Raw genomic sequence first — 19,886 nt, forward strand, 5'->3', positions numbered from 1 at the left:
GCACAACACGCGTTTCAATCACGTTGTGACTTCCGCGCAGGTTTGCGAGACTTGCGATCGTCTCGCCGGCCGGCGGGGCGCGAGCCTGTCGACGAGGAGCCGAACACGTGCCGGACGCGGTGAGCTTTACGCACGACGCGCCGGAGCGCCGGCCGACGCGGCTGTGGGAAGTGCAGAACGCGGTAACGGCGCTGGCCGACTTCGAGGCGCACAAGGAAACAACCTGCTACACGTACGGGCAGTTTTCGCTGATCGACGCCGTGGTCGCACTGCTCGACAAGACGGGTCCGGCGCACATGGACGTCTGCACGTGGACGGTCGGAATCGCCGATATGGCGCGGGTGTACGAGCTGATCGAGGCCGGCCGGATCCTGTCGGTTCGCTGGGTTGTCGACCAAGGATTCGAGTCTCGCCAGCCGGGTTACTGCGAATACTTCCGGCACCTGTACGGCGACGAGCGGATCCGCACGTTGCGCGCGCACGCGAAATTTATCCTGCTGCGAAATGACCAGTGGGACATAATCATTCGTACGTCGATGAACCTGAATCAAAACACGCGTTTCGAGCACTTGGACGTGACGGACGATCCGAAGCTCTCGCAGTGGCATCGGTCCGTGATCGACGGAATTTTCGAGACGGAAAAGCTCGGCGACTTCAAGCCGAAAAGCAACGTCGAAGTGAACGGCGTCGCGGCCGCGGAACATGCCGGCAAGGTAAAGCGCGGCCGCGTCGAGAATCGAGGGCGGGTCAATGTCGGAACGTAAACCACCGCAACATCTTTCGGAGTCCGCGGCCGCGGTGTGGGTCTACACGGTGAGCCGGCACAACTCGCCGGATGACATTCTCGGGCCGGAACTCGACGCGTATTGCGTCGTCGTCGCGCGCGCTCGCGACGCTGCGAAGCGGATCGACGACGAGGGCGCGGTCGTGAACGACGAGCGCGGAAACGCCGTCGAGCATCCGGCGTTCGCTATCGAGCGCAAGGCGCAAGCTGCGATCAAGGCGTGGGGCGATCGGTTCGCGCCGTGAGCGCGGTCGGTGCCGGCCGCTCCGGCCGCGCGTGGCGCACGCTCGCCGCGGACTTCCGCAAGGTCTGCGAAGAGTCGAACGCGCCGTGCTGGATGTGCGGACAATCCATCCACTACGAGGCCGGTCCGGACGAGCCGGACGCCTTCAACGTCGACCACTTCTACCCGGTGTCGACGCACCCCGAACTCGGCAACGATCCGGCGAATCTTCGTCCGTCGCACCGGGCTTGCAACATCGCGCGAGGCAACGGCGACGCGCCGCTCGGTCTCGGCGAACTATCAGAGGATTGGTGAACATGGCTCGAATCAGAGCGCTATCGGCGGCCGTATTGCTGGCTGCCGGATTTGGAATTTTCGCGGCTGCGCCTGCCGGCGCGCAAGGTCTCGGCTGCGCCTCGACGATCGTCGTCGCCGTCGACGGGACAAGCTCGGTCGGACTCGAGCACACCGTCGTAACGGCGCACACCGATATCGCCGCGGCCGCCGGCGCTGACGTCCGGAGGATCGACTATCCGGGTTCGATCTGGCCTCTCGGTCCGTACACGTTCGACCAGTCCGTCCGGATGGGCGTCGACGCCGTACGCGCAGAGCTGGGGACGATCGCGGCGGAATGCCCCGGCTCGGACGTCGAGCTAATCGGGCACTCGCAGGGCGCGACGATCGTCGGCGACGCGCTCGAGGCCATGACGCGCGACGGTATCGACACAAGCGACTATCGCGCCGTGCTCATCTCGGACGCACGTAATCCGGGCGGGATCGCTACACGAGTGCCGGGTATCTTCCCCGGCTACACAATGCGCGGGATCCGCGGCGACACCGGCGGCGTCGAGCTGGTGCAAGTCTGCCGGCCACAGGATCCGATCTGTGACTGGCCGACGATCGACGAGCTCGAGCGGTTCGTGACGCTCGGCGCGGACTTCCAGGCGCACCACACCGACTACCCACCCGGCTACCTCGACAACGTGGCACCGCCGGCGCAGGGGCCGGTGCTGCCAGCTGTCGACGTCCCGGAGCTGCCGGACCTCCCACCACTGCCCAACCTGACGGAGCCATACACGCCGCGGCCACTCGGGCTGTACCTGCCGCAATGGCTGCGCTCGGTACTGCCGGCCGCGGTCGTCGACTGGACACCGCCGGCGATCCGCTGACCTGACAACCACACCGACCAAGGAGAACGCACCACATGACAACGCACGCACTGCTCGACGCCGCGGCATTCCTCGGCGCGATCGTTCTGTTCCTGCTCGCCGCTCTCGCCGTGATCGTCGTCGTCGGCGGAATCATCGTCGCCGTCGTCGTCGCACCGATCGCTCGAATCGTGCGCGGCCGCGGACCTCGCGACCGCGTGGTGATCGACCACGACCAGGACGGCGGACTGCGGTTCGACGGACCAGTCGACCCGGAGACGGAGGCGAGAATGCGGGCCGCGTTCGTGGATGAGATGCAACTCATCAACCAACCACCGGGCGCGACGACGCAGGAGGAAGTCGTCGACGCGTTCCGTAATCGTCGGACGGGCGGTCGGGCATGAAGGACTGGCACGCAATGACGTACGACGAACAGCGTCGGTTGCTCGGACTGCCGGACGTGCGCGACAAGCTGAACCGGGAACGCGCGGCGCGACTCGTCCGCTGGCTCGGTCTCGGCTATCGCTACCGGCCGGCTATGCAACTCGACTACGCACTGGCCGGAGGTAAGAACGCATGAGCTGCGAGCACTGCATGAAAGAAGCGGAGCGACGCGCCAGCAAGGCCGCCGGCACCGTCGACGAGCACTACGCCGCGATAGTCGACGGGCGCACGCTGACCTCGACCAAGCTCGACCACGCACCGACACCCAAGGCGGACGCGATGGTCGTGAGCATGGCGGAGCAAGACGACCAGGCGGCGAAGCGCGCGCGGTCTTACCTGCTCGCCAAGCAACGCGGGCAGGTGAAGGCATGAGAGACACGTATAGCGCGCTCGACACGCCGCGGTGCTCGGACTGCGACGCGGCGCTGACGTGGCAACTCGACCCGGTACACGCCGAACTCTGCGCACCCTGCGACCGTCGACTGACGCGGGCCGCGATCCGCCGGCACATCGACGCGGCCGCGGCGCGACACGCGCACAACGTCCACCGGCGACACATGACACAACTCGCCGGCCTGCCCTACATCGACGCCGGCACCATCGACGACGCGCTCGCACCGCTCGGGGTAGGGGCTTTCCGGCCACAGAGCGCCAGCCAGCCGGACGGGTCCGGGTTGGTAGCCGTCCTCTCCCCCCGGAGGGTGACCACCCATCACGCGCGCGCACGCGTAACGGACGCCGGCGGTGCGCTGTGATGCCGGTCGACTGGTGGTTCGTCGGGCTGATCGCGGCCGTCTGCGCGGTGAACGCGGTCGCGTGTGGCGTCGTGGCTCGCCGGCGCTCGGTCCGGGCCGCTGCGCTCGTCGAGCTAGAGGAGGCGACCGACGCGTTCCGGTGGGCGGAGGCGCGCGAGTGGGCGTTGGTAGGCAGCGCGCCGGCGGCTTACGCGAGCGCGCTGTCGGAACTAGCGCGAGCACGCGCGCGCATGATCCGGGCGCGGCGCGCGGTGCCTCGTCGGCGGTCGTGGTGAGCGCGGCCGGCGAGCGCGTGCCGGTCCCCTATCGGATCACGGCGGCGCTGAATCTCGCGAACCTTCACGGGCCGGCGGTCGACGCTGCGCTCGAGGTTCGCGAGCCGACCGTCGACAACTGGGAGGCTGGCACGCTGCGGCCGTCGCCGGCGGAGCTGGATCGGCTCGCCGCGCTGACCGGGTTCGACGTCGAGTGGTTCTACCGGCCGGCACCGAATCCGTTCGTCGGGTTCCTGTGCAGCCGCGGCCGCGGCGGGTGCGAGCTGGTCGACGAACGGCCGGCCGCGCCGGTGCTTCACCTGTTCCCGGAGTCCGCGCCGGCATTGGACACGCTGTGGTGACGCGCCGGTATCTGAAGGGCGAGGACGCGGAGGCCGTCGTCGAGGACTTCACGTTTCTACTCGACGTCGGCGAGTACGTGGACCGGGCGCTGCGCCGGGTCGGGATGACGGCGGCCGGCATGGAGAAGCTGCTGGTCCGGCGCGGCGTCGAGCTGCCGGCGCAGCTGGTCGGTGTCGCGGCGCAACGCCGGCGGGAAGGACTGAGGAATGGCTGACGACGAGACGGTCGCGGAGCGGGCGCTGCGTATGCGTAAGTCCGGCTCATCGTGGCAGACGATCGAGGAGTCGACGAACATGCCGGCCGCGTTGCTCGCGGAGCTGGTCGCGGATCTGCTACTCGGCTCGCCGGAACTCTCGCGCGATATCGAGGTTCGACTTGACCTCGCGCGGCTCGACGAGCTGCTGGTGCCGGTGTGGCGGTACGCGAAGAAGGGCGATCCGAAGTCGGTCGACCAGGCGATGAAGATTCTCAATCGCCGGCACGAGCTGCTGTCGGAACTCGGGTCGGCCGGCGCGGCGCTGGATCCGCCGGCGGACGTCGACGGCGACGACGGGCCGGCTCCGGACGATCGGCCGGCCGCACCGGTGACGCCGGCGGACTATCTGGCGCGCGTACGGCGGGCCGCGGCCGGCGCGACTGCGCCGGCGCTTCATCTGGTCGAGGACGACGACGAGGACGACGACATATGAGCGACGAACAGGACGAGAGTCTGCCGGCCTCGGTCGCGCGCGCGGTCGCAGCACGCGGCCGTGAGATTAAGCGCGAGGACCAGGCGGCGGTCGACCTCGCGATGCGCTACGCGCTTCAGATCGAGGCCGGCGTCGCGGCCGGCGGGCAGGATGCGACGAAGGCGCTCTACCTCGGGCCGCACCTGCTCAAGACGCTTACGGAGCTGGGTTGCACACCGGTCGGACGGGTGACGTTGGCCGGCGGCGACGCCGGCTCGGCGCAAGGCGGAAAGTTGGCGGCGCGCCGTGCTGGCCGGGGCGCTTAAAGGGCACACGACGCCGCGGGTCTACACGCCGGAGCTGCGCGAGCTGACGCCGGAGACGTCGCTGGGTTTCGAGTGCGTCGCGTTCCTCGAGGAGGATTTGGGCTGGGTGCTGCGGCCGTGGCAGCGCTGGCTGTATATCCACGCGCTCGAACTCGACGAGTCGGGCGAGGGCTTCAGGTTCGACACGATCATCGTTCTTATCGCCAGGCAGAACGGTAAGACGAAGTGGTTGCTCGGGTTGGTGCTGTGGCGGCTATATGTCGATATGGCGCGGCTCGTGATTTCGACCGCGCAGGATCTCGACAAGGCTGAGGAACTGCTCGATGAGGGCGCGGGTGTGATCGAGGACGACCCGGAGCTGAACGGCGAACTCGTCAAGTACCTACAGACGAACGGGAAGCGGAAGATCACGCTTACCGGCCGGCGGCGCTGGAAAGCGCAGACGGCGACGCGTAAGGGCGGCCGTTCACTGTCGGCCGATATGGCGATCCTCGACGAGCTGCGCGAGCATCAAAGCTGGGCGGCGTGGGCGGCGATCGTTCCGACGACGACGGCCGTCGCGCGGTCGCAGGTGGTCGCGGTGTCGAACGCCGGCGACCAGACGTCGATCGTTCTCCGGACGGTGCGCGACGCGGCCGGCCGGAAGATCGAACTCGGGCAGACGGCCGACACGAAGGTCGGTCTTTTCGAGTGGTCTGCACCGCCGGGCGTGCCACACACGGATCCGCAATACTGGCCGTACGCGAATCCCTCTCTCGGGTACGGGATTACGGCCGATAAGCTCGCCGGCTACGTCGAGGCGTTCCCGGAATCGGAGTTCCGGACGGAGTATCTGTGCCAGTGGGTCGACACGCTCGAGCCGGGCGTTTTCCCGGAGGGGACGTGGGACGCGTGCCGGGATCCGAAGTCTCGGCGAGCGCCGGGCGCGGAGCTGTCGCTGGCGCTCGACGTGTCGTTCGATCGCCAGTGGTCGCACATCACGGTCGCCGCGCCGCGCGAGGACGGCGCGTTTCATCTCGAGCTGATCGCGTCGCGGGCCGGTACGGACTGGATCGCGGAATGGTTCGCCGAACGGGCGCACAAGTACCCGGAGGTCGTGGTGCAGGCGCGCGGTGCGCCGGCTTCATCGCTGATCGAGGATCTACGTCTCATCAAGTACAAGGATGACGACGACAACGACCAAACGCTGCGCGTAATCGAATGGGGCGGGCCGGATCTGGCGGCCGCATCGGGTCGGTTCTACGACGCGGTGATGCAGCGGCGGGTCCGGCACCGCGGGCAACCTCGGCTCACCGCGGCGGCGGAGCTGGTGAAGTCGAAACAGTCCGGCGACGCGTGGTTTTTCGAGCGGAAGAACAGCGTGGGCGACGTCGCGCCGGTGGTGTCGGGTGTTGCGGCGCTGTGGCGTGCAATGCAGCCTAGGGAGGACGAATCGTCGTCCGCTTATGACGAATACGACGACGCGGAAACACTTTTCGCGTGACCGGGAGGGCAACGAATGCCGGGTGTACGGCGGTATCTGAAGCAGAACATCGGCCGGGAGGTCGTCGTGCAGTGCTGGGGTTTCTCGGCGCGCGGCCGGCTTCATGCTGAAAAGGGCGACGGTCTGGTGCTCGTCGACGTGTCGCTGCTCGACGAGGAGTCGCGCGCGCCGGTCTGGCAGTCGATGCCGGGCGAGCTGATGATTCCGGCACCGGGCGTTCGTTTCGTGCAGGTGCTGCCGTAATGGTCGCATTCCAAACACTCGACGGGCTGTCGACACATCTCGAATCGCGCGGTGCGACTGTCGAGTTCCCGGACGAGGGCGTTCCGCTGACGGACCTCACCGGGAGCAAGGTGAACGAGGCTGCGGTGCTGAAGAACCAGCCGGCGGTCCGCAAGGTGACGACGTTCATCGCGGAGTCGGTGGCCTCGGTGCCGATTCATCTGCACCGCAGGATCTCGGACAACGATCGCGAGCGCGTGACCGATCACGCGCTCGCTCTCGCTCTGCGTGAACCGCTTCCGCGCATGACGTCGGTTCGGTTCTGGCATGACGTGATGATGGATCGGCTGATCCACGATCGCTATTGCATCGTGTGGGCGTTCGACCGCGACGAGCGGCTGACGTTGACGCGGATTCCGGCGAAGCGAACGAAGTTCTACGGCGACGGATTTGGCGACGTCCGGCGGATCCGCGTCGCCATGCCGGACGGCTCGACGGTGAAGCTCGAGCCGTCGCAGTGTGTGTACGACGTCGGTTACTCGGTCGGATCGTCGCCGAACGGTCTGTCGCCGATCGAGACGCTTTCCGACATTCTCGACGAGTCGCGCGAGGCGGTCGGCTATCGGCGCAGTGTGTGGCAGAACGGCGCTCGCATTCCGCAGGTCGTGCGCCGGCCGGCGACCGCGCCGAAGTGGAGCAAGGAGGCGCGGTCGCGCTTCATGCGCGGACTCGAGGCGTACCGGCGGGGCGGCGGCAAAGAGGGTAAATGGCTGCTGCTTGAGGACGATATGGAAATCACGGGCGCGTCGGCGAGCGCGTTCCGGCCGAAGGACACGCTCGACCTCGAGGGGCGCAAGCTGACCGATATCGAGGTCGCGGCCGCGTATCACGTTCCGCCGGAGCTGGTCGGATCGCGCGAGGGTACTTACTCGAACATCGACGCGTTTCAGAAGATGCTCTACGGGCCGGTGCTCGGGCATCACTTCGCGCGGAACGAGCAAGCGATTAACGCGCAGCTCGTGCCGGACGTGACGGACGGCGACGACCCGATATATGCGGAGTACGCGATCGAGGCGAAGATGCGCGGATCGTTCCTCGACCAGGCGAAGGTCGGGCAGACGGTCGTCGGCCGGCCGACGATGACGGTAAACGAGTGGCGCGCGCGCATGAACATGTCGGCCGTCGACGGCGGCGACGAGCTGATCGTGCCTATGAACGTGACGGTCGGCGGGCAGGCGTCACCTACCGACGTGCCGGGCCGGCCGGCGGACGACGAATAACGAGAAGGGCGGGACACGGTGAAAACTAAGGACTTTCAGGTCGCGGTGAAGGCGGCCGGTGAAGGTGACGGGCTGAAGGCGGGCCAGGTGCGGATGCTGGTCTCGGTGTTCGGCAACGTCGACTCGTACGGCGACGTCGTGATGCCGGGCGCGTTCGCGAAGAGTCTCGCGGAGTGGGAGGCGAAGGGCGATCCGATTCCGTTCATCTGGTCGCACCAGTGGGGCGACCCGTTCTCGCACATCGGCGCGGTCGACTCGGCGGCGGAGGTCGAGGCCGGCCTCGAGGTCGTGGCGACGCTCGACGTCGAGGGTGACGACCCGGAGAACGCCAAGGCGCGCAAGGTGTACCAACTACTCAAGGGCCGGCGCGTCACGCAAGCATCGTTCGCGTACGACACTCTCGACGCTGAGATGGTCGAGCGCGAAGCGGAGGACGGCGGCAAGTATTACGTGTACGAGCTGCGCGAGCTGGCGATTCTCGAGGTCGGTCCGACGCTGCTCGGTGCCAACCGGGATACCGAACTGTTAGAGGCGAAGTCGCGCGAAGTGCTCGCCGCGGCGGCGAAGGCCGGCCGCGTCCTGTCGTCGAAAAACTATGCGGCGCTTCAGGATGCGCACAACGCGATCGGCGACGTCCTGTCGTCGGCGGAGGAAGAGAAGTCGGACCGGTCGCGGGTGGGTGTTGAAAAGGCCGGCGGGGCAGGCGAGTCTGAAACGACCGGTGGCGGCTCGGCGCAAGCGCGGGCGCGGCTGACTCTGATCGGGCAATAACCAGGAGGAAAGAATGGGTCCTAGGGCCAAGCTGAAGGCCGCACTCGATCGAGTGGCGGAGCTGAAGAAGCACGACGGCGATTTCTCGGCGGAACAGCTCGAGGAAATCACCAAGCTCGATGCCGACATCAAGTCCGCTCGCGAGGCGATCGCGGCGAACGATCGCGCAGCGGCCGCGCTGAAGTCGATCGGCGACGAGCCGAACGAGGGCGACGGCGACCAGCTCGCCGACGACGACGAGCCGGCCGGCGGCATGAAGTCCGGCGGCGCTCGCACCGCACCGCGCGGCGGCGTCAAGACGTATGGCGAGATGTTCACCAAGTCTGACGCGTACGCGCGTTTCGCGAAGGAATATCCGTCCGGTGTCTCCAACGGCTCGCCGGTGAACATCGGCCGCGTCAAGGTCGGCGATATGGCCGGCTACTTCCGCAACCGCAAGGACGGCACGCTGACCACGGGCGACGCACGTCTCGCACCGATGCGTCTGCCTACCGTCGATATGGTCGACCGCGCTCGCCTGTCGCTGCTGGATCTTATTTCTCGCGGCCAGACTGACGGGAACTTCGACTACGTGCAGGTGCGTTCGGTGACCCGGAACGCGAAGATCGTTCCGGAGGCGACCAGCGGCACGGACGACGCGGCGCTGAAACCGACGTCGGATATCGAGACGGGCATCGAGGACGCGAAGGTTTGGACGTACGCCGACGGATACGACGTCACGAATCAGTTGCTCTCGCGTGCGCCGGCTTTCGCGTCGTACATGAACAACGAACTCGCGTACTCGCTCGACGACGTGATCGAAGATACGCTGCTGAACTCGGACGGCGAGAACGGCCGGCCGCGCGGCATTCTGCACACGACCGGCGTGCAGGAGGTCACCTACACGGGCGGCACCGGTGACACGATCACCAGCGAAGCGGCGTTCGACTTCATCCGCGCAGCTCGCCGCGGCATCACTGCCGTAACGCGTCGCGGCCGCGGCGGCAAGGTCGACGCGGTGCTGCTCTCGCCGGAACTCGACGAGGCTATCGACCTGTTGCAGGACAGCGACGGCCGTTTCCTCGGTAACGGTCCGTTCTCGATGGGTCCGGGCACGCTGTGGGGACGTCCGCGCGTCGTGTCGGAGCGACTGGATCCGCTCGAGTCGCTGCTCGGCGACTTCAAGCAGGTTGCGCTGCTCGACTGCGAGGGCCTGTCGGTGCAGGTGTTCAACCAGCACAAGGACTACGCGCAGCGGAACCTGAACTACGTCCGCGCGGAACTGTCGGCCGCGCAAGCGTTCTGGCGTCCGAACCGCATGGTTCACATCGCGCCGGCCGCTGCCGCGGGAGCGTGATTCGATGCCTAGCCACAAGATGATCGTTCTCGACGGGGTTCGATACCGTCCGGGCGACGTGCCGGATTCGGCCGGCGTTCCGGATCCGGACGGCGACGACGCCGGCGGATCCGGAGCCACGGCGACCGGCGGTCGCGGCAAGTCGACGAGCGCGAAGCGGGGCACCGGTGGCGGTAACCGGAGCTGACGTCATCAAGGCCGGCAAAGGTCGGTTCGACGACGAGGCCGAAGCGGACGAGAAGGTCGCGCAGGTATGGGACGCGGTGCGTTCCTACTGCGAGTGGCACATCGCGCCAGTGCTCGAACGCGTCGAGTTGATCGTCGACGGATCCGGCTCGCCTATCCTCCAAGTTCCGACGCTTCGCCTGCTGGCGGTGCATTCGGTGCTCGAGGAGGGCGAGCCGGTCGACCCGTCGCGCTTCATGTGGTCCGCGGACGGCTCGCTACGTAAGCGCGTCGGGTGCTGGACGAGCGAATGGCGCGGCGTCGAGCTGGTCGTCGACCACGGTCTCGACGACGTGCCGGCGCTCGACGGGCTGGTGCTCGAGGTCGCGACGCGCGCGCTGATCGCGCCGGCCGGCCAGCTCGGACTACGCGTCGGCCAGATCGACGAACGGTTCGGCGCGACGGTCGGCGGGTTCGCCTTCACTGCATCGGATTACGTGAAGCTCGACAAGTACGTCATTCCGGCGGAGGGCTGACCGGTGGCATATACGACGAGGATCGACATTCTCCGGCCGCGCGAGGTCAAGGACCGATATTCCTCGGACGCGACGTCGCTCGACTACTCGGATCCGATCGTGATTCCGGTCGAACGGCGGGTGTCATTGCAGCCGGCGGCGTCGCGCGAGCAAGGCGACTTCCGGCACGGCGTCATCTCGGGCTGGTCGCTCGTGACGCCGGTCGGAATGGATATCGACTTACGGTCGATCGACCGGGTCCGGCACGGCGACCGGGTGCTCGAAGTGCTCGGCGACGTCGTGCGGTGGCCTCACCCGATACGGCCGGAGCTGGTGCACCACGTCGAGGCGACGCTCGAGGAGGTCCGCGGGTGAGGCTGTCGCAGAAGCAAGTCGACGCGATCATGCGGCATGGGCCGTTGCAGCGGGCGCTCGTCGACAAGGCGCGCAGCGTGGCGCGGCGCGCGCAGTCGAACACCGACGAACTCGGCGGCGAAGCGACTATTTCGGTCGTGTCCGGGATCCGTCCGGGTGGGCGATCGTTCGCGAACGTCGAGTCGGATTCGGCGGAAGAGGAACACGGTTCGGAACGTAAGACACGGCGGCGAGCGCTGGGTCGGGCAATACGGGAAGTTAGGTGAGCTAGCGGTGAAAATTCGCTACACGGTACATCGCAAGTCGTCGAAAATCGGCACGGTCGAGGACGTTTCGGACGATTGGGCCGCGCGGCTGATCGGATCCGGACACGCTGTCGCCGCGGACTCGGGCCGCGTGGCGCGCTCCGGATCCGCCGGCGGCCGCTCTGCTTCACCTGTCGAGACGGACGCCGGCAACGCCGGCGAAAACAAGGCGGGCTGACGCGTGGCCGGCGTCGACGTTGAGGCGGAGTTGGTCGCGCATCTCGGCGCGGCCGGCCTGAACGCTTACGCGACGCTGCCGCCGGCATTCGACGAGAAGCTGCCGGCGGTCGCGGTGCGCGAGCTGCCGGCGACCGAACGCGCGCGTCCGTGGAACGGGCCGGCGCTCTCCCACGACCGGGACGTCGACGTCGACGTATTCGCCGGCGACGCCGGCCAGGCGGCGGACCTCGCGGAGCGCGTGCGATCGCTGATCGAGGGAATCGACGTCGCCGGCCTGACGGTCGCGCGCGTGCCCTACTTCGTTCGCCGGCCGGACTGGAACAAGAACACTCGACGGCGCGGCGCTGTGCTGTCGTTCATCACAAGATAAGGGGCACAACATGACTGCACCGACGAGCAACTATGACGACGCGCTGGTGCGCCTCGGCGTGACTGGCGCGCTGCGCGTCGCCGATCGCGGCTACGAGTTCCCGAAGAACATGGAGCCGTGGACCGCGGGCGCGGTCGACCTCGGTTACATCTCCGACGAGGGGATCACGGAGAACAGGGAACAGGACTCGACGCCCTTCACCCCGTGGCAGACGAACGCGCCGGTCCGCGTGGAGACGACGAACGAAATCATCACGTGGGAAACGACCCTGTGGACGACGAGCTGGGACACCATTTCCGTCTACTTCAAGGTGAGGGCGGAGGACGTCGATTACGACGAGGCGTCCGGCGTGACGTCGTTCGTCGACGGCGACAAGAAGGCTCGCGACTTGCGCGCGTGGGGTATCGACGTGATCGACGGCGTTTACGCGCGCCGTGCGCTCATTCCGAACGGTGAAATCACCGAACGCGGCGGACTGGTGTACCGGAAGGACCAGCTCATCGGCTACCCGGTGACGCTGACTGCTTACCCGGGTCCGGAGGGCTGGTCGGTCAAGCGCGAGTTCAAAGAGGGCTGGCGCGTGCCGGCTCTCGGCGGAGCCTAGTTCGGGGCTGCCGGCTCGCCGGCCGCGGGTTCGCCCTCGGCCGGCGCTGGCTCGGGAACGACGGCCGGCGGGTCGTTCTCTGCCGGAGCCTGTTCCGAAATCGACGGTACGCCGGTCGCGGGTTCGTCCGCGGCCGGCGTGCTGCTGTTCGCAATCACGAACGCGGCGATGATGGACCCGATCGCGACGAGTATCGCTATCACGCTAAGAATCCGGCTGTCTCTCGCGTAATCTCGGCTTTTCTCGGCGACCTGTAAACCGTTCTTCGCGTAGTCGCGGCTTTCGCCGGCGATCTTCAGTCCGTCCTCGGCGACGGCGTAACTGTCCTTCGCAATGTCGCGGCTTTCCTCGGCGATCCGCAATCCGTCGCGCGAGAGTTGCACGCCGTCCTTGGCGAGTTCCGCCTGCATCTCGGCTAGTTCCAGCTCGCGGGCGCGGTCCGCGTCCTCGGCCGCCTGTCGCGCTGCCCTTGCGTCGTGTATTTCCTGGATCGACTCGTCGATCGCGCGCGCACTCTGCGCCTGCGCTCTCGCGTGCTCGTTGAACTGTCGTAGTGCGTCGAGGTCGGGCCGTATCGACCGCGCCATATCGGCATACATTCGGCTAATTGCGTCGTCGCTCCCTGTCATGCGCGCAGATTAGCCGATCGGTCGGCGGAGAGTTCGACGAGCACAATCACATTGTGATGCTTTCCTATGTCTGCTTGCTTGGGCACACTATGAGAGGGCAGCGGCCGCCGGTGTGCCGGTGGATCGCGTCAGCGGCCGCTGCCGGTCAATCCACCGTCCGCTAATCCACCGAAGGAGTTGCAGCACATGGCAGATCACAAGGCGCAGCCGATCGACCTCGACGCAATGCTCGAAAAGCGTCAGGAGGAAGTCGGCTCGGTCGACCGATTCCCCTTCACCTTCAAGGGGATTCAGTGGTGGGGTATGGATCCGATTCTGGCGGACGACCCGTGGAAGGACGAGCTTCGCGAAATCTCGCGCGACGAGGAGTCGACGCCGGCGGACGTCGCGGCGCACTACATGGGCGAGGAACAGTGGGAGAAGTTCGTCGAGGCCGGCGGATCGTCCGGGCTGTGGTCGCAGGCGCTTTCGCAGTACCTCGACAACCAGCGGGCGGTCGATGCTAGCGGCGACCCTACACAGGCGCGGCGATCCTTCAATCGTTCCCAGAGGCGATCGAAGCAGCGCTAATTGCTGAGTACGGACGTGATTACGTGGGCGCGTACTGGCGGCGTGAAATATCCGCTCGCCAGCTTCGCGTCCTCGTGGAACATCTTCCGCCGGGTTCTGCCCTCCACCGGGCGCGGAACGACGGCCAGCAGTGGACGAACGTCGAGGCGTTGCTGTGGCAACTACTGCACTACCTCAAGATTCTCGACCAGCGTCTCGTCTGGCACCGCGGCAAGCGTCCGAAGTGGCCGAAGTGGTTGCAATTCCCGTGGTCTCGCGACGCGGTGCAGCTCGGCGACCGCGGCGGCGCGACGACGGAGGAAGTTCTGGCCTATCTGAAGTCGATAGGGCCGCAACAACAAGCGAAGTAGCGACGGAGGTAACCGGTGGCGGCTGACGATGTGGTGTGGGTGCCGGTACTTCCGTCGCTGCGCGGGTTCGCGAACTCGCTGTCGCGCGGCACGCGCGAGGCCGGCCAGCAGGCCGGGCGCGAGGCCGGCGACGCAATAGCGGACGGAATGGGCCGCGCGCAGTCCGCGGTGAACAAGGCGGCCGAAAAGCTCGCGCGGGCACAAGACAAAGTAGCGGACGCGACCGGCCGGCAACGCGTCGAACAGCAGAAGCTCGAGGACTTGCAGAACTCGGGCCGCGCGACCGCGGCGCAGCTCGCCGCGGCGGAGGAGCGCGTCGAGTCGGCGCGCCGCGGAGTCCAGGCGGCCACACGCAACGCCACGACGGCGACGAACGACCTCGCCGACGCGAACGATCGCGCTGCACGTGCGCAGCGCGACGCCGGCGACGCGGGCGAGCAAGGCGCGCGCGGCGTCCGCGGGTTCGGCGACGACGCCGACGCGGCCGGCGGCAAGATCAAGAACCTTGCAGTCGCGGCCGCCGGCATCGGATCCGCGGTCGAGCTGGGCCTGTCGGCAATCGACAACCAGGCAGTGACGAACAAGCTCGCGGCGTCTCTCGGCGCGACGGGCGAGCTTGGCGCGGAATACGGCGCGATCACGGGCAACCTCTACAAGGGCGCGTTCGGCGATTCGATGGAGGACGTGTCGACGGCGGTCGGCGCGGTCGCTTCATCCTTCCGGACGGCCGGCTACGAGGGCGAAGCGTCGATCGAGGACATATCCAAGAAGGCGATGAACTTCGCCGGGATATTCGGCGGCGACGTCACAGAGTCCGTGCAGTCGGCGGCGCAGCTCGTGACGAACGGGCTTGCGAAGGACTCGACCGAAGCGTTCGACCTGATGACGGCGGCCGCGCAGCGCGTGCCGGCGGCGATGCGCGACGAGCTGCCGGAAATTATGAACGAGTACGGCACCAACTTTCGCGCGCTCGGGTTCGAGGGCGACGCGGCGTTCGGGGTGCTCGTCGCGGCGTCGGACCAGGGCAAGATCGCGCTCGACAAAACCGGTGATGCGCTGAAAGAGTTCACGATTCGCGGATCCGATATGTCGACGGCATCGGTCGCGGCGTACGAGCGGGTCGGACTGAACGCGGAGGCTATGTCGGCGGCGATCGCCGGCGGCGGCGCGGAGGCGCAGCAAGCGCTGCGCGACACCGCGGCGGGATTGCTCGAAATCGAGGATCCGGCGGAGCGGGCGAACACCGCGATCGCACTGTTCGGAACGCCGCTCGAGGATCTGTCGGTCGACCAGATACCGGCGTTCCTTCAAGGCTTGGCCGGCGCAGAGTCGAATATGGCCGGGTTCGAGGGATCCGCGGCCGCGGCCGGCGAGACGTTGCGCGGCGGAGCTGGCGTCGCGCTCGAAGAGTTCTCGCGGACGGTGAAGGGTGGCCTCGTCGGCGCGCTCGGCTCTATGGCCGGGTTCCTGATGGACAACGCCGGCGCGATCGGCTCGCTCGCGATCGCGCTCGCGCCGCTCGGTGGAACGTTGCTCGCGATCGTCGGCGGGATCAAGGCGTGGACGATCGCGCAAGCGGCTTTCAACGTCGTGATGAACGCCAATCCTCTAATGCTGATCGTGACGGGCCTCGGCTTGCTCGCGGCCGGCCTGATCTACGCCTATCGCGAGTCCGAAACCTTCCGGGGCATCGTCCACGGCGCGATGAACGCTGTCGGCCAAGTGTTCTCGTGGGTGTACGACTCGGTTATCGCGCCGGTGCTCGGATGGTTCGGCGACCGGCTCGACGAGGTGGGCGCGGCCGCTTCATGGTTCTACAACGGCGTGATCGAGCCGGTATTTTCCGGGATCGCGTCGGCGATATCGGGCTACTACAACAACGTAATTTCGCCGGCGTTCGAGGCGTTCAAGTCCGGATTCGGTGCTGTCGGTGACTTTTTCGGCAAGGTCGGCGACACGATCGGCGGCGTTTGGGACAACATCGAGCAAGGGATCAAACGGGCGGTCGGCAACATCGGCCGCGTTCTGCAACGGATCCAGATTCCGGACTGGGTGCCGGGCGTCGGCGGCATGGGTACGCGCGCGCTCGGTGACTCGCTCGTGTCGTGGGCGGCACCGTACCGCGACGGCGGCAAGGTCTCGGGTCCGGGCGGGCCTCGCGACGACGCGATCCTCGCTCGCCTGTCCAACGGCGAATTTGTCGAGCCGGCGCACGCGGTGACGCCGGAGACTCTGCCGGTGCTCGAGGCGATTCGCGCCGGCTGGGTGCCTTCACCTGAGTTCCTGCACGGAATGCTGCCGGGCTACGCGGACGGCGGGCTGGTCTCGACCGACGAGCTGATCGACTTCGCGCGCGGCGTCGAGGGCGCGGAGTACGAGTGGGGCGGGGTGAACTGGGGCGATTGCTCGGGGGCTGTCTCTGCGCTCGCCAACTTCGCGACCGGGCGCTCGCCGTTCGGGTCGCGCTTCGCGACCGGTAACCAGGAGTCCGCGCTGGCTGAAATGGGCGCGATTCCGGGCGTCGGGCCGGCCGGCTCGCTGTCGTTCGGCTGGTACAACGGCGGGCCGTACGGCGGGCACACTGCCGCGACGCTGCCGGACGGAACGCACTTCGAGATGGGCGGCGCGCGCGGCGACGGCCAGTTCGGCGGGATCGCGGCCGGCGCTGACGACCCCATGTTTACCGACCACGCGCACTTTCCGCCGGAGTTCTTCATCGGCGGCGACGCCATGCCGGAGGGCACGGTCGGCGGTCCGCTCTCGGGCACGGGCGGAGTCTCGGGCATCGGCGGCACGTTCGACGCGCCGGCCTCGGTCGGCGGATCCGCCGGCGGCTCGTCGTCGAGTCTCGGCGGGTCGTCGTCGACCGGGACGTCGGCCGGCATGTCCTCGGCCGGCATGTCCTCGGCCGGCGCGTCGTCCTCGTCGGGCGCGTACTCGGCGCAGGACTTCGAGGAGTTCCTTCACCAGCTCCCACGCCAGATCTTCGACGAGACGGTCGGCGACACGCTCGACTTTTTCGGCCTCGGCAAGCTCGGCGAAATCGCGTTCGACCTCGCGGACTCGACGGCCGCGCCGGCGCTGTCGTCGACGCCAGCGCTCGGCGAGGAGCCGGCCACACCGACCGACACGGAGGGCGCAGAGGGCGGCGGACTCGACGGCGAGCGCGGTCCGCTCGTGTGGATCGAGCAAATGATCGCGAACAATCCAGAGGAGGCGGCGCAGGAAATGAGCAGAGAAGCGCGGCGACTGGTCCGCTCGGACGCATTGGCCGGCGGATGGTGAGCCGGGCGCGCGAGGGCTTCATTCCCGGCGGAATGACGATCGTCTACTACGTGTCTCCGGACGGGGTGGTGCTTCACCTGTCCGGCGGACTGTACGGCGGCGAGAACGGGTTTCGCCTCGGGTCCGGTCCGGAGGGGCTGGGCCACGTCGACGTCGACGCGATATTCGATCCGTCCGCGCGCGGGATCGGCGAGCACTACCTCGGCGCAACGTTCGCGCACGGGAAGATCGACCTACCGATTCACGTCTACGGCTCGACGCCGGACGAGGCCGGCCGCCGGCGCGAGTGGCTGCGCTCGCTCATCCAGCGCGACCGGCAAGGCTGGCTGTGCGGCTATACCTCGGCGGCCGGCTGGCGCTTCGTGCCGGTGCGCCGCGGTTCGATCAAACCGGCATACACGCGGGATCCGGCCGGCACGAACGGAACAACGTTCGACGTGTTGCTGATCGCCGACAATCCGTTCGCGCGAGCTGCGGACGGTGACGCTCCGGAGTGGGTCAACCGTGCCGGCGCGGCGGCGGTGTCCGGGTCGCTGTCGCTGTACGCGGGTCCGGAAGTCGAGTCGTGGCCGGCCTTCGTCTTCACCGGGCCGGGCGTGCTGCGGCTGGTGTACGCCGACAACGACGTGACGCTGCCGGAAGTGCACGCCGGCGAACAGGTGCAGATCGACACGACGAACGGCGCGCAGACTTTGCGAGCTCGCAAGATCGGCGACGCCGGCCGCGGCCGCAACCTGTGGCCGTTGATGAAAGGCCAGCAGTTCGTCGGGCCGATTCCGCCGGCGGAAGTGACGCGGGTTTCCTTCACCGTGCGCGGAGCCAGCTCGTCGACGCGGCTGTGGGCGACGACGCCGCGATGGCAGGAGGGCGTGCTGTGAGCCGGCAAGCGTTCGCCGCGTTCCAGCAGGAGGCGGCCGACGAGCGCAAGCTGTACGGGAATCCTCGTGCGCGCGTTCGCATGATGACGAAAATGATGGAGACGTTCGCGCCGTGCAACGATCGGCGCGACCTGACGTTTACCGACAAGGAGAACGCGGCCGGCGGGCTGTCGTTCAAGGTGCCGGAAAACGACACGTGGGTCGAATACTTCTACGGGCAGGCGAAATACGCGGTCCGGCCTATCGTCATCGAGCTACCGGGCTATAAGACGCTGTGGTTCATCACGTCGTTCGGCCGGGTGCGCGAGGGCCGCCGGCGGTGGATCCAGATAGAGGCCGTCCACTGCCTCGAGCACTTCAACTGGCTCCGGATCTTCCCGGACGCGTTCCTGCCGCCGGAGTTCCAGCCTAGTAAGTGGTCTCTCGGACTCGGAGGCGCGTGCTCGGTGCTCGCCGGCGAGCTGATGTCGAACCTCATTCGCACGCAGGCGAACCTGTGGTCGATACCGACCGGAAACCTTTTCGCGCTGTCGACGTGGAACTACCTACGCAACGCGTTCTGGCCGATGATCGTCAATCCTCGGAACAAGGGACTCGCGGACGGCTCGAAGTGGGCGACGACGACGGCGCGCATGGACAAATTCATGGATCTAGCGACGGAGGTCTGCGCGACGACGAACGTGTCGATGCGCGCGGATCTGTGGGAGCCGGGCGATCCGCAACCGTTCCCGGAGTTCACCATTCTCGACCGGGCGACGCTGGTGTTCGATTTCGTCGAGCGCGGTCCGCGGCTCGAGTTCGGCGGAAACATCGTCTCCGGCTTCATCCGTACCGTCGTCGAGGCCGCGACGGACGCGCTCGAATGGATCACGTACCCGATACTCGGGGCGAACGGCTGGGACGAGTACGTCGACCGGGACTCGCTCGACGGCACGCTCGCCGGCCGGCCGCTCGCGCTGTATCGCACCGGGCAATATTCGACGGTCGGCCGCGTCGAACAGATGACGCATATTCCTATGGCGACGCGCGCGACGGGCGGCGGCAAGTCGCCGACGTGGATCAACGACATTGCGGTGAACTCGGCCAACTTCGTTACCGGCCTGATCGGACAGTTCTTCGGGTTCCCCGGATTGTCGCTCGGCATCTTCACGGACCGCGTGAAAGACGTCGCGTTCGCGTTCCATTCCGTCGAGGATCTGCGCGCAGCGAACGAGGCGGGGCCGTGGCGCTTTCGCGAGACGTTCGTCGCGTCGGAGGGTACGGGCCTGTCGCTGAACACGTTCGCGAGCATGTGGTCGAGCTTGTACGCGGTGCGCGGCTACGAGTCGACGGCGATCGAGGTCGTAAACGGCTCGCCCTATTACATCGGTCTTCACATCAAAAAGGGCGACCCTGTGGCCTACGAGAAACCGAACGGCGGCGTCGCGGTCGACCATATCGCGGAAGTGACCTACGCGGAGGCACCGAACGGTGTCGGCCGCTTCACCTTGCAGATCGGCGACGGTGCGGCCGAACAGGAGCCGGGCGCGATCGCGCTCGGGAAGATTCGCAAGCTGGGCTCGACGATTACTCGCGTCGCGCTCGGCGGATAGTGAAAGGTGTT

At 67.3% G+C, this 19,886-nt stretch carries 30 protein-coding genes; 29 read left to right on the forward strand and 1 reads right to left on the reverse strand.

What is annotated here, in order from left to right:
- Positions 1-107: 107 nt before the first annotated feature.
- The 24 genes from CH292_RS27220 to CH292_RS27335 all read left to right on the forward strand — a co-directional run bounded on the left by CH292_RS27220 (position 108) and on the right by CH292_RS27335 (position 12,571).
- On the forward strand, positions 108-764 hold the full coding sequence (locus CH292_RS27220; RefSeq protein ID WP_094656260.1) for a hypothetical protein: 657 nt from the start codon (positions 108-110) through the stop codon (positions 762-764).
- The gene (locus tag CH292_RS27225; protein WP_094656261.1) at positions 751-1,029 is read left to right on the forward strand and encodes a P27 family phage terminase small subunit; all 279 of its coding nucleotides are present in this window, start codon (positions 751-753) and stop codon (positions 1,027-1,029) included. Before CH292_RS27220 ends, CH292_RS27225 begins: the two co-directional genes overlap by 14 nt.
- Positions 1,026-1,322, forward strand: coding sequence for an HNH endonuclease signature motif containing protein (locus CH292_RS27230; RefSeq protein ID WP_256978601.1), 297 nt, complete (start codon positions 1,026-1,028; stop codon positions 1,320-1,322). The genes CH292_RS27225 and CH292_RS27230 overlap by 4 nt, the downstream gene beginning before the upstream one ends.
- A 2-nt stretch (positions 1,323-1,324) precedes the next feature.
- Positions 1,325-2,176, forward strand: coding sequence for a cutinase family protein (locus tag CH292_RS27235; RefSeq protein WP_094656262.1), 852 nt, complete (start codon positions 1,325-1,327; stop codon positions 2,174-2,176).
- A 35-nt stretch (positions 2,177-2,211) separates the two neighbouring features.
- Entirely contained in the window at positions 2,212-2,559 is a 348-nt protein-coding gene (locus CH292_RS27240; RefSeq protein WP_094656263.1) for a hypothetical protein, read from the forward strand.
- Positions 2,560-2,573: 14 nt separating this feature from the next.
- Positions 2,574-2,735, forward strand: a complete 162-nt coding sequence (locus tag CH292_RS29135) for a hypothetical protein (protein WP_179278116.1) — start codon at positions 2,574-2,576, stop codon at positions 2,733-2,735.
- A complete protein-coding gene (locus CH292_RS27250) occupies positions 2,732-2,971 on the forward strand; it encodes a hypothetical protein (protein ID WP_094656265.1) in 240 nt (79 codons plus the stop codon). The genes CH292_RS29135 and CH292_RS27250 overlap by 4 nt, the downstream gene beginning before the upstream one ends.
- On the forward strand, positions 2,968-3,354 hold the full coding sequence (locus CH292_RS27255) for a hypothetical protein (RefSeq protein WP_094656266.1): 387 nt from the start codon (positions 2,968-2,970) through the stop codon (positions 3,352-3,354). Before CH292_RS27250 ends, CH292_RS27255 begins: the two co-directional genes overlap by 4 nt.
- 271 nt (positions 3,355-3,625) lie before the next feature.
- Positions 3,626-3,970, forward strand: coding sequence for a helix-turn-helix transcriptional regulator (locus tag CH292_RS27265; RefSeq protein ID WP_143545820.1), 345 nt, complete (start codon positions 3,626-3,628; stop codon positions 3,968-3,970).
- Positions 3,964-4,185, forward strand: a complete 222-nt coding sequence (locus CH292_RS27270; RefSeq protein ID WP_094656269.1) for a hypothetical protein — start codon at positions 3,964-3,966, stop codon at positions 4,183-4,185. Before CH292_RS27265 ends, CH292_RS27270 begins: the two co-directional genes overlap by 7 nt.
- Positions 4,178-4,660 carry a hypothetical protein gene (locus CH292_RS27275; RefSeq protein WP_094656270.1) on the forward strand — a complete coding sequence of 161 codons (483 nt, stop codon included), beginning with the start codon at positions 4,178-4,180 and terminating at the stop codon, positions 4,658-4,660. The genes CH292_RS27270 and CH292_RS27275 overlap by 8 nt, the downstream gene beginning before the upstream one ends.
- Positions 4,657-4,965, forward strand: a complete 309-nt coding sequence (locus CH292_RS27280; protein WP_094656271.1) for a hypothetical protein — start codon at positions 4,657-4,659, stop codon at positions 4,963-4,965. Before CH292_RS27275 ends, CH292_RS27280 begins: the two co-directional genes overlap by 4 nt.
- Positions 4,946-6,448: a hypothetical protein gene (locus tag CH292_RS27285; RefSeq protein ID WP_094656272.1), complete on the forward strand. Its 1,503-nt coding sequence runs from the start codon at positions 4,946-4,948 to the stop codon at positions 6,446-6,448. Before CH292_RS27280 ends, CH292_RS27285 begins: the two co-directional genes overlap by 20 nt.
- Before the next feature lie 15 nt (positions 6,449-6,463).
- Positions 6,464-6,691 carry a hypothetical protein gene (locus tag CH292_RS27290; RefSeq protein WP_094656273.1) on the forward strand — a complete coding sequence of 76 codons (228 nt, stop codon included), beginning with the start codon at positions 6,464-6,466 and terminating at the stop codon, positions 6,689-6,691.
- A 110-nt stretch (positions 6,692-6,801) separates the two neighbouring features.
- A complete protein-coding gene (locus tag CH292_RS27295; protein WP_179278117.1) occupies positions 6,802-7,950 on the forward strand; it encodes a phage portal protein in 1,149 nt (382 codons plus the stop codon).
- 45 nt (positions 7,951-7,995) lie between these two features.
- Positions 7,996-8,721: an HK97 family phage prohead protease gene (locus tag CH292_RS27300; RefSeq protein WP_143545821.1), complete on the forward strand. Its 726-nt coding sequence runs from the start codon at positions 7,996-7,998 to the stop codon at positions 8,719-8,721.
- A 13-nt stretch (positions 8,722-8,734) separates the two neighbouring features.
- Complete coding sequence (locus CH292_RS27305; protein ID WP_094656276.1) at positions 8,735-10,057, forward strand: phage major capsid protein; 1,323 nt, start codon at positions 8,735-8,737, stop codon at positions 10,055-10,057.
- A gap of 4 nt (positions 10,058-10,061) precedes the next feature.
- Positions 10,062-10,244 carry a hypothetical protein gene (locus CH292_RS28740; RefSeq protein ID WP_143545822.1) on the forward strand — a complete coding sequence of 61 codons (183 nt, stop codon included), beginning with the start codon at positions 10,062-10,064 and terminating at the stop codon, positions 10,242-10,244.
- A complete protein-coding gene (locus CH292_RS27310) occupies positions 10,225-10,758 on the forward strand; it encodes a hypothetical protein (protein ID WP_094656277.1) in 534 nt (177 codons plus the stop codon). Before CH292_RS28740 ends, CH292_RS27310 begins: the two co-directional genes overlap by 20 nt.
- 3 nt (positions 10,759-10,761) lie before the next feature.
- Positions 10,762-11,112 carry a hypothetical protein gene (locus tag CH292_RS27315; protein ID WP_094656278.1) on the forward strand — a complete coding sequence of 117 codons (351 nt, stop codon included), beginning with the start codon at positions 10,762-10,764 and terminating at the stop codon, positions 11,110-11,112.
- Entirely contained in the window at positions 11,109-11,378 is a 270-nt protein-coding gene (locus CH292_RS27320; RefSeq protein WP_256978602.1) for a hypothetical protein, read from the forward strand. The genes CH292_RS27315 and CH292_RS27320 overlap by 4 nt, the downstream gene beginning before the upstream one ends.
- A gap of 7 nt (positions 11,379-11,385) precedes the next feature.
- Positions 11,386-11,595 (forward strand): hypothetical protein, encoded by a 210-nt coding sequence (locus CH292_RS27325; protein WP_094656279.1) that lies wholly within the window; start codon positions 11,386-11,388, stop codon positions 11,593-11,595.
- Positions 11,596-11,598: 3 nt separating this feature from the next.
- Positions 11,599-11,967 carry a hypothetical protein gene (locus CH292_RS27330; RefSeq protein WP_094656280.1) on the forward strand — a complete coding sequence of 123 codons (369 nt, stop codon included), beginning with the start codon at positions 11,599-11,601 and terminating at the stop codon, positions 11,965-11,967.
- A gap of 10 nt (positions 11,968-11,977) precedes the next feature.
- Positions 11,978-12,571 carry a hypothetical protein gene (locus tag CH292_RS27335; protein WP_094656281.1) on the forward strand — a complete coding sequence of 198 codons (594 nt, stop codon included), beginning with the start codon at positions 11,978-11,980 and terminating at the stop codon, positions 12,569-12,571.
- Here the strand turns inward: CH292_RS27335 and CH292_RS27340 are convergent.
- Positions 12,568-13,200: a hypothetical protein gene (locus tag CH292_RS27340; protein ID WP_143545823.1), complete on the reverse strand. Its 633-nt coding sequence runs from the start codon at positions 13,198-13,200 to the stop codon at positions 12,568-12,570. The two genes, CH292_RS27335 and CH292_RS27340, sit on opposite strands and share 4 nt — an antisense overlap.
- Positions 13,201-13,386: 186 nt before the next feature.
- Between CH292_RS27340 and CH292_RS27345 the strand changes: the two genes are divergently transcribed.
- Genes CH292_RS27345 through CH292_RS27365 form a run of 5 tightly spaced genes read left to right on the forward strand, consistent with a single transcriptional unit; the run spans position 13,387 to position 19,875 of the window.
- A complete protein-coding gene (locus CH292_RS27345) occupies positions 13,387-13,770 on the forward strand; it encodes a hypothetical protein (protein ID WP_094656283.1) in 384 nt (127 codons plus the stop codon).
- A 23-nt stretch (positions 13,771-13,793) separates the two neighbouring features.
- Complete coding sequence (locus CH292_RS27350; RefSeq protein WP_094656284.1) at positions 13,794-14,120, forward strand: hypothetical protein; 327 nt, start codon at positions 13,794-13,796, stop codon at positions 14,118-14,120.
- Between the two features lie 15 nt (positions 14,121-14,135).
- Entirely contained in the window at positions 14,136-17,405 is a 3,270-nt protein-coding gene (locus tag CH292_RS27355; protein WP_143545824.1) for a phage tail tape measure protein, read from the forward strand.
- A gap of 32 nt (positions 17,406-17,437) precedes the next feature.
- Positions 17,438-18,283 (forward strand): hypothetical protein, encoded by an 846-nt coding sequence (locus CH292_RS27360; RefSeq protein WP_143545825.1) that lies wholly within the window; start codon positions 17,438-17,440, stop codon positions 18,281-18,283.
- Positions 18,280-19,875 (forward strand): hypothetical protein, encoded by a 1,596-nt coding sequence (locus CH292_RS27365; RefSeq protein ID WP_143545826.1) that lies wholly within the window; start codon positions 18,280-18,282, stop codon positions 19,873-19,875. Before CH292_RS27360 ends, CH292_RS27365 begins: the two co-directional genes overlap by 4 nt.
- Positions 19,876-19,886: the final 11 nt, after the last annotated feature.

It is taken from the genome of Rhodococcus sp. 14-2470-1a (genome assembly GCF_002259425.1).
GTDB classification, from domain to species: Bacteria; Actinomycetota; Actinomycetes; order Mycobacteriales; family Mycobacteriaceae; genus Rhodococcoides; species Rhodococcoides fascians_E.

Coding starts and splice junctions, on each gene's coding strand:
- CH292_RS27225 (WP_094656261.1), top strand. CDS start 751: ATGTCGGAACGTAAACCACCGCAACATCTTTCGGAGTCCGCGGCCGCG.
- CH292_RS27235 (WP_094656262.1), top strand. CDS start 1,325: ATGGCTCGAATCAGAGCGCTATCGGCGGCCGTATTGCTGGCTGCCGGA.
- CH292_RS27240 (WP_094656263.1), top strand. CDS start 2,212: ATGACAACGCACGCACTGCTCGACGCCGCGGCATTCCTCGGCGCGATC.
- CH292_RS29135 (WP_179278116.1), top strand. CDS start 2,574: ATGACGTACGACGAACAGCGTCGGTTGCTCGGACTGCCGGACGTGCGC.
- CH292_RS27250 (WP_094656265.1), top strand. CDS start 2,732: ATGAGCTGCGAGCACTGCATGAAAGAAGCGGAGCGACGCGCCAGCAAG.
- CH292_RS27255 (WP_094656266.1), top strand. CDS start 2,968: ATGAGAGACACGTATAGCGCGCTCGACACGCCGCGGTGCTCGGACTGC.
- CH292_RS27275 (WP_094656270.1), top strand. CDS start 4,178: ATGGCTGACGACGAGACGGTCGCGGAGCGGGCGCTGCGTATGCGTAAG.
- CH292_RS27280 (WP_094656271.1), top strand. CDS start 4,657: ATGAGCGACGAACAGGACGAGAGTCTGCCGGCCTCGGTCGCGCGCGCG.
- CH292_RS27290 (WP_094656273.1), top strand. CDS start 6,464: ATGCCGGGTGTACGGCGGTATCTGAAGCAGAACATCGGCCGGGAGGTC.
- CH292_RS27305 (WP_094656276.1), top strand. CDS start 8,735: ATGGGTCCTAGGGCCAAGCTGAAGGCCGCACTCGATCGAGTGGCGGAG.
- CH292_RS28740 (WP_143545822.1), top strand. CDS start 10,062: ATGCCTAGCCACAAGATGATCGTTCTCGACGGGGTTCGATACCGTCCG.
- CH292_RS27335 (WP_094656281.1), top strand. CDS start 11,978: ATGACTGCACCGACGAGCAACTATGACGACGCGCTGGTGCGCCTCGGC.
- CH292_RS27340 (WP_143545823.1), bottom strand. CDS start 13,200: ATGACAGGGAGCGACGACGCAATTAGCCGAATGTATGCCGATATGGCG.
- CH292_RS27345 (WP_094656283.1), top strand. CDS start 13,387: ATGGCAGATCACAAGGCGCAGCCGATCGACCTCGACGCAATGCTCGAA.
- CH292_RS27360 (WP_143545825.1), top strand. CDS start 17,438: ATGACGATCGTCTACTACGTGTCTCCGGACGGGGTGGTGCTTCACCTG.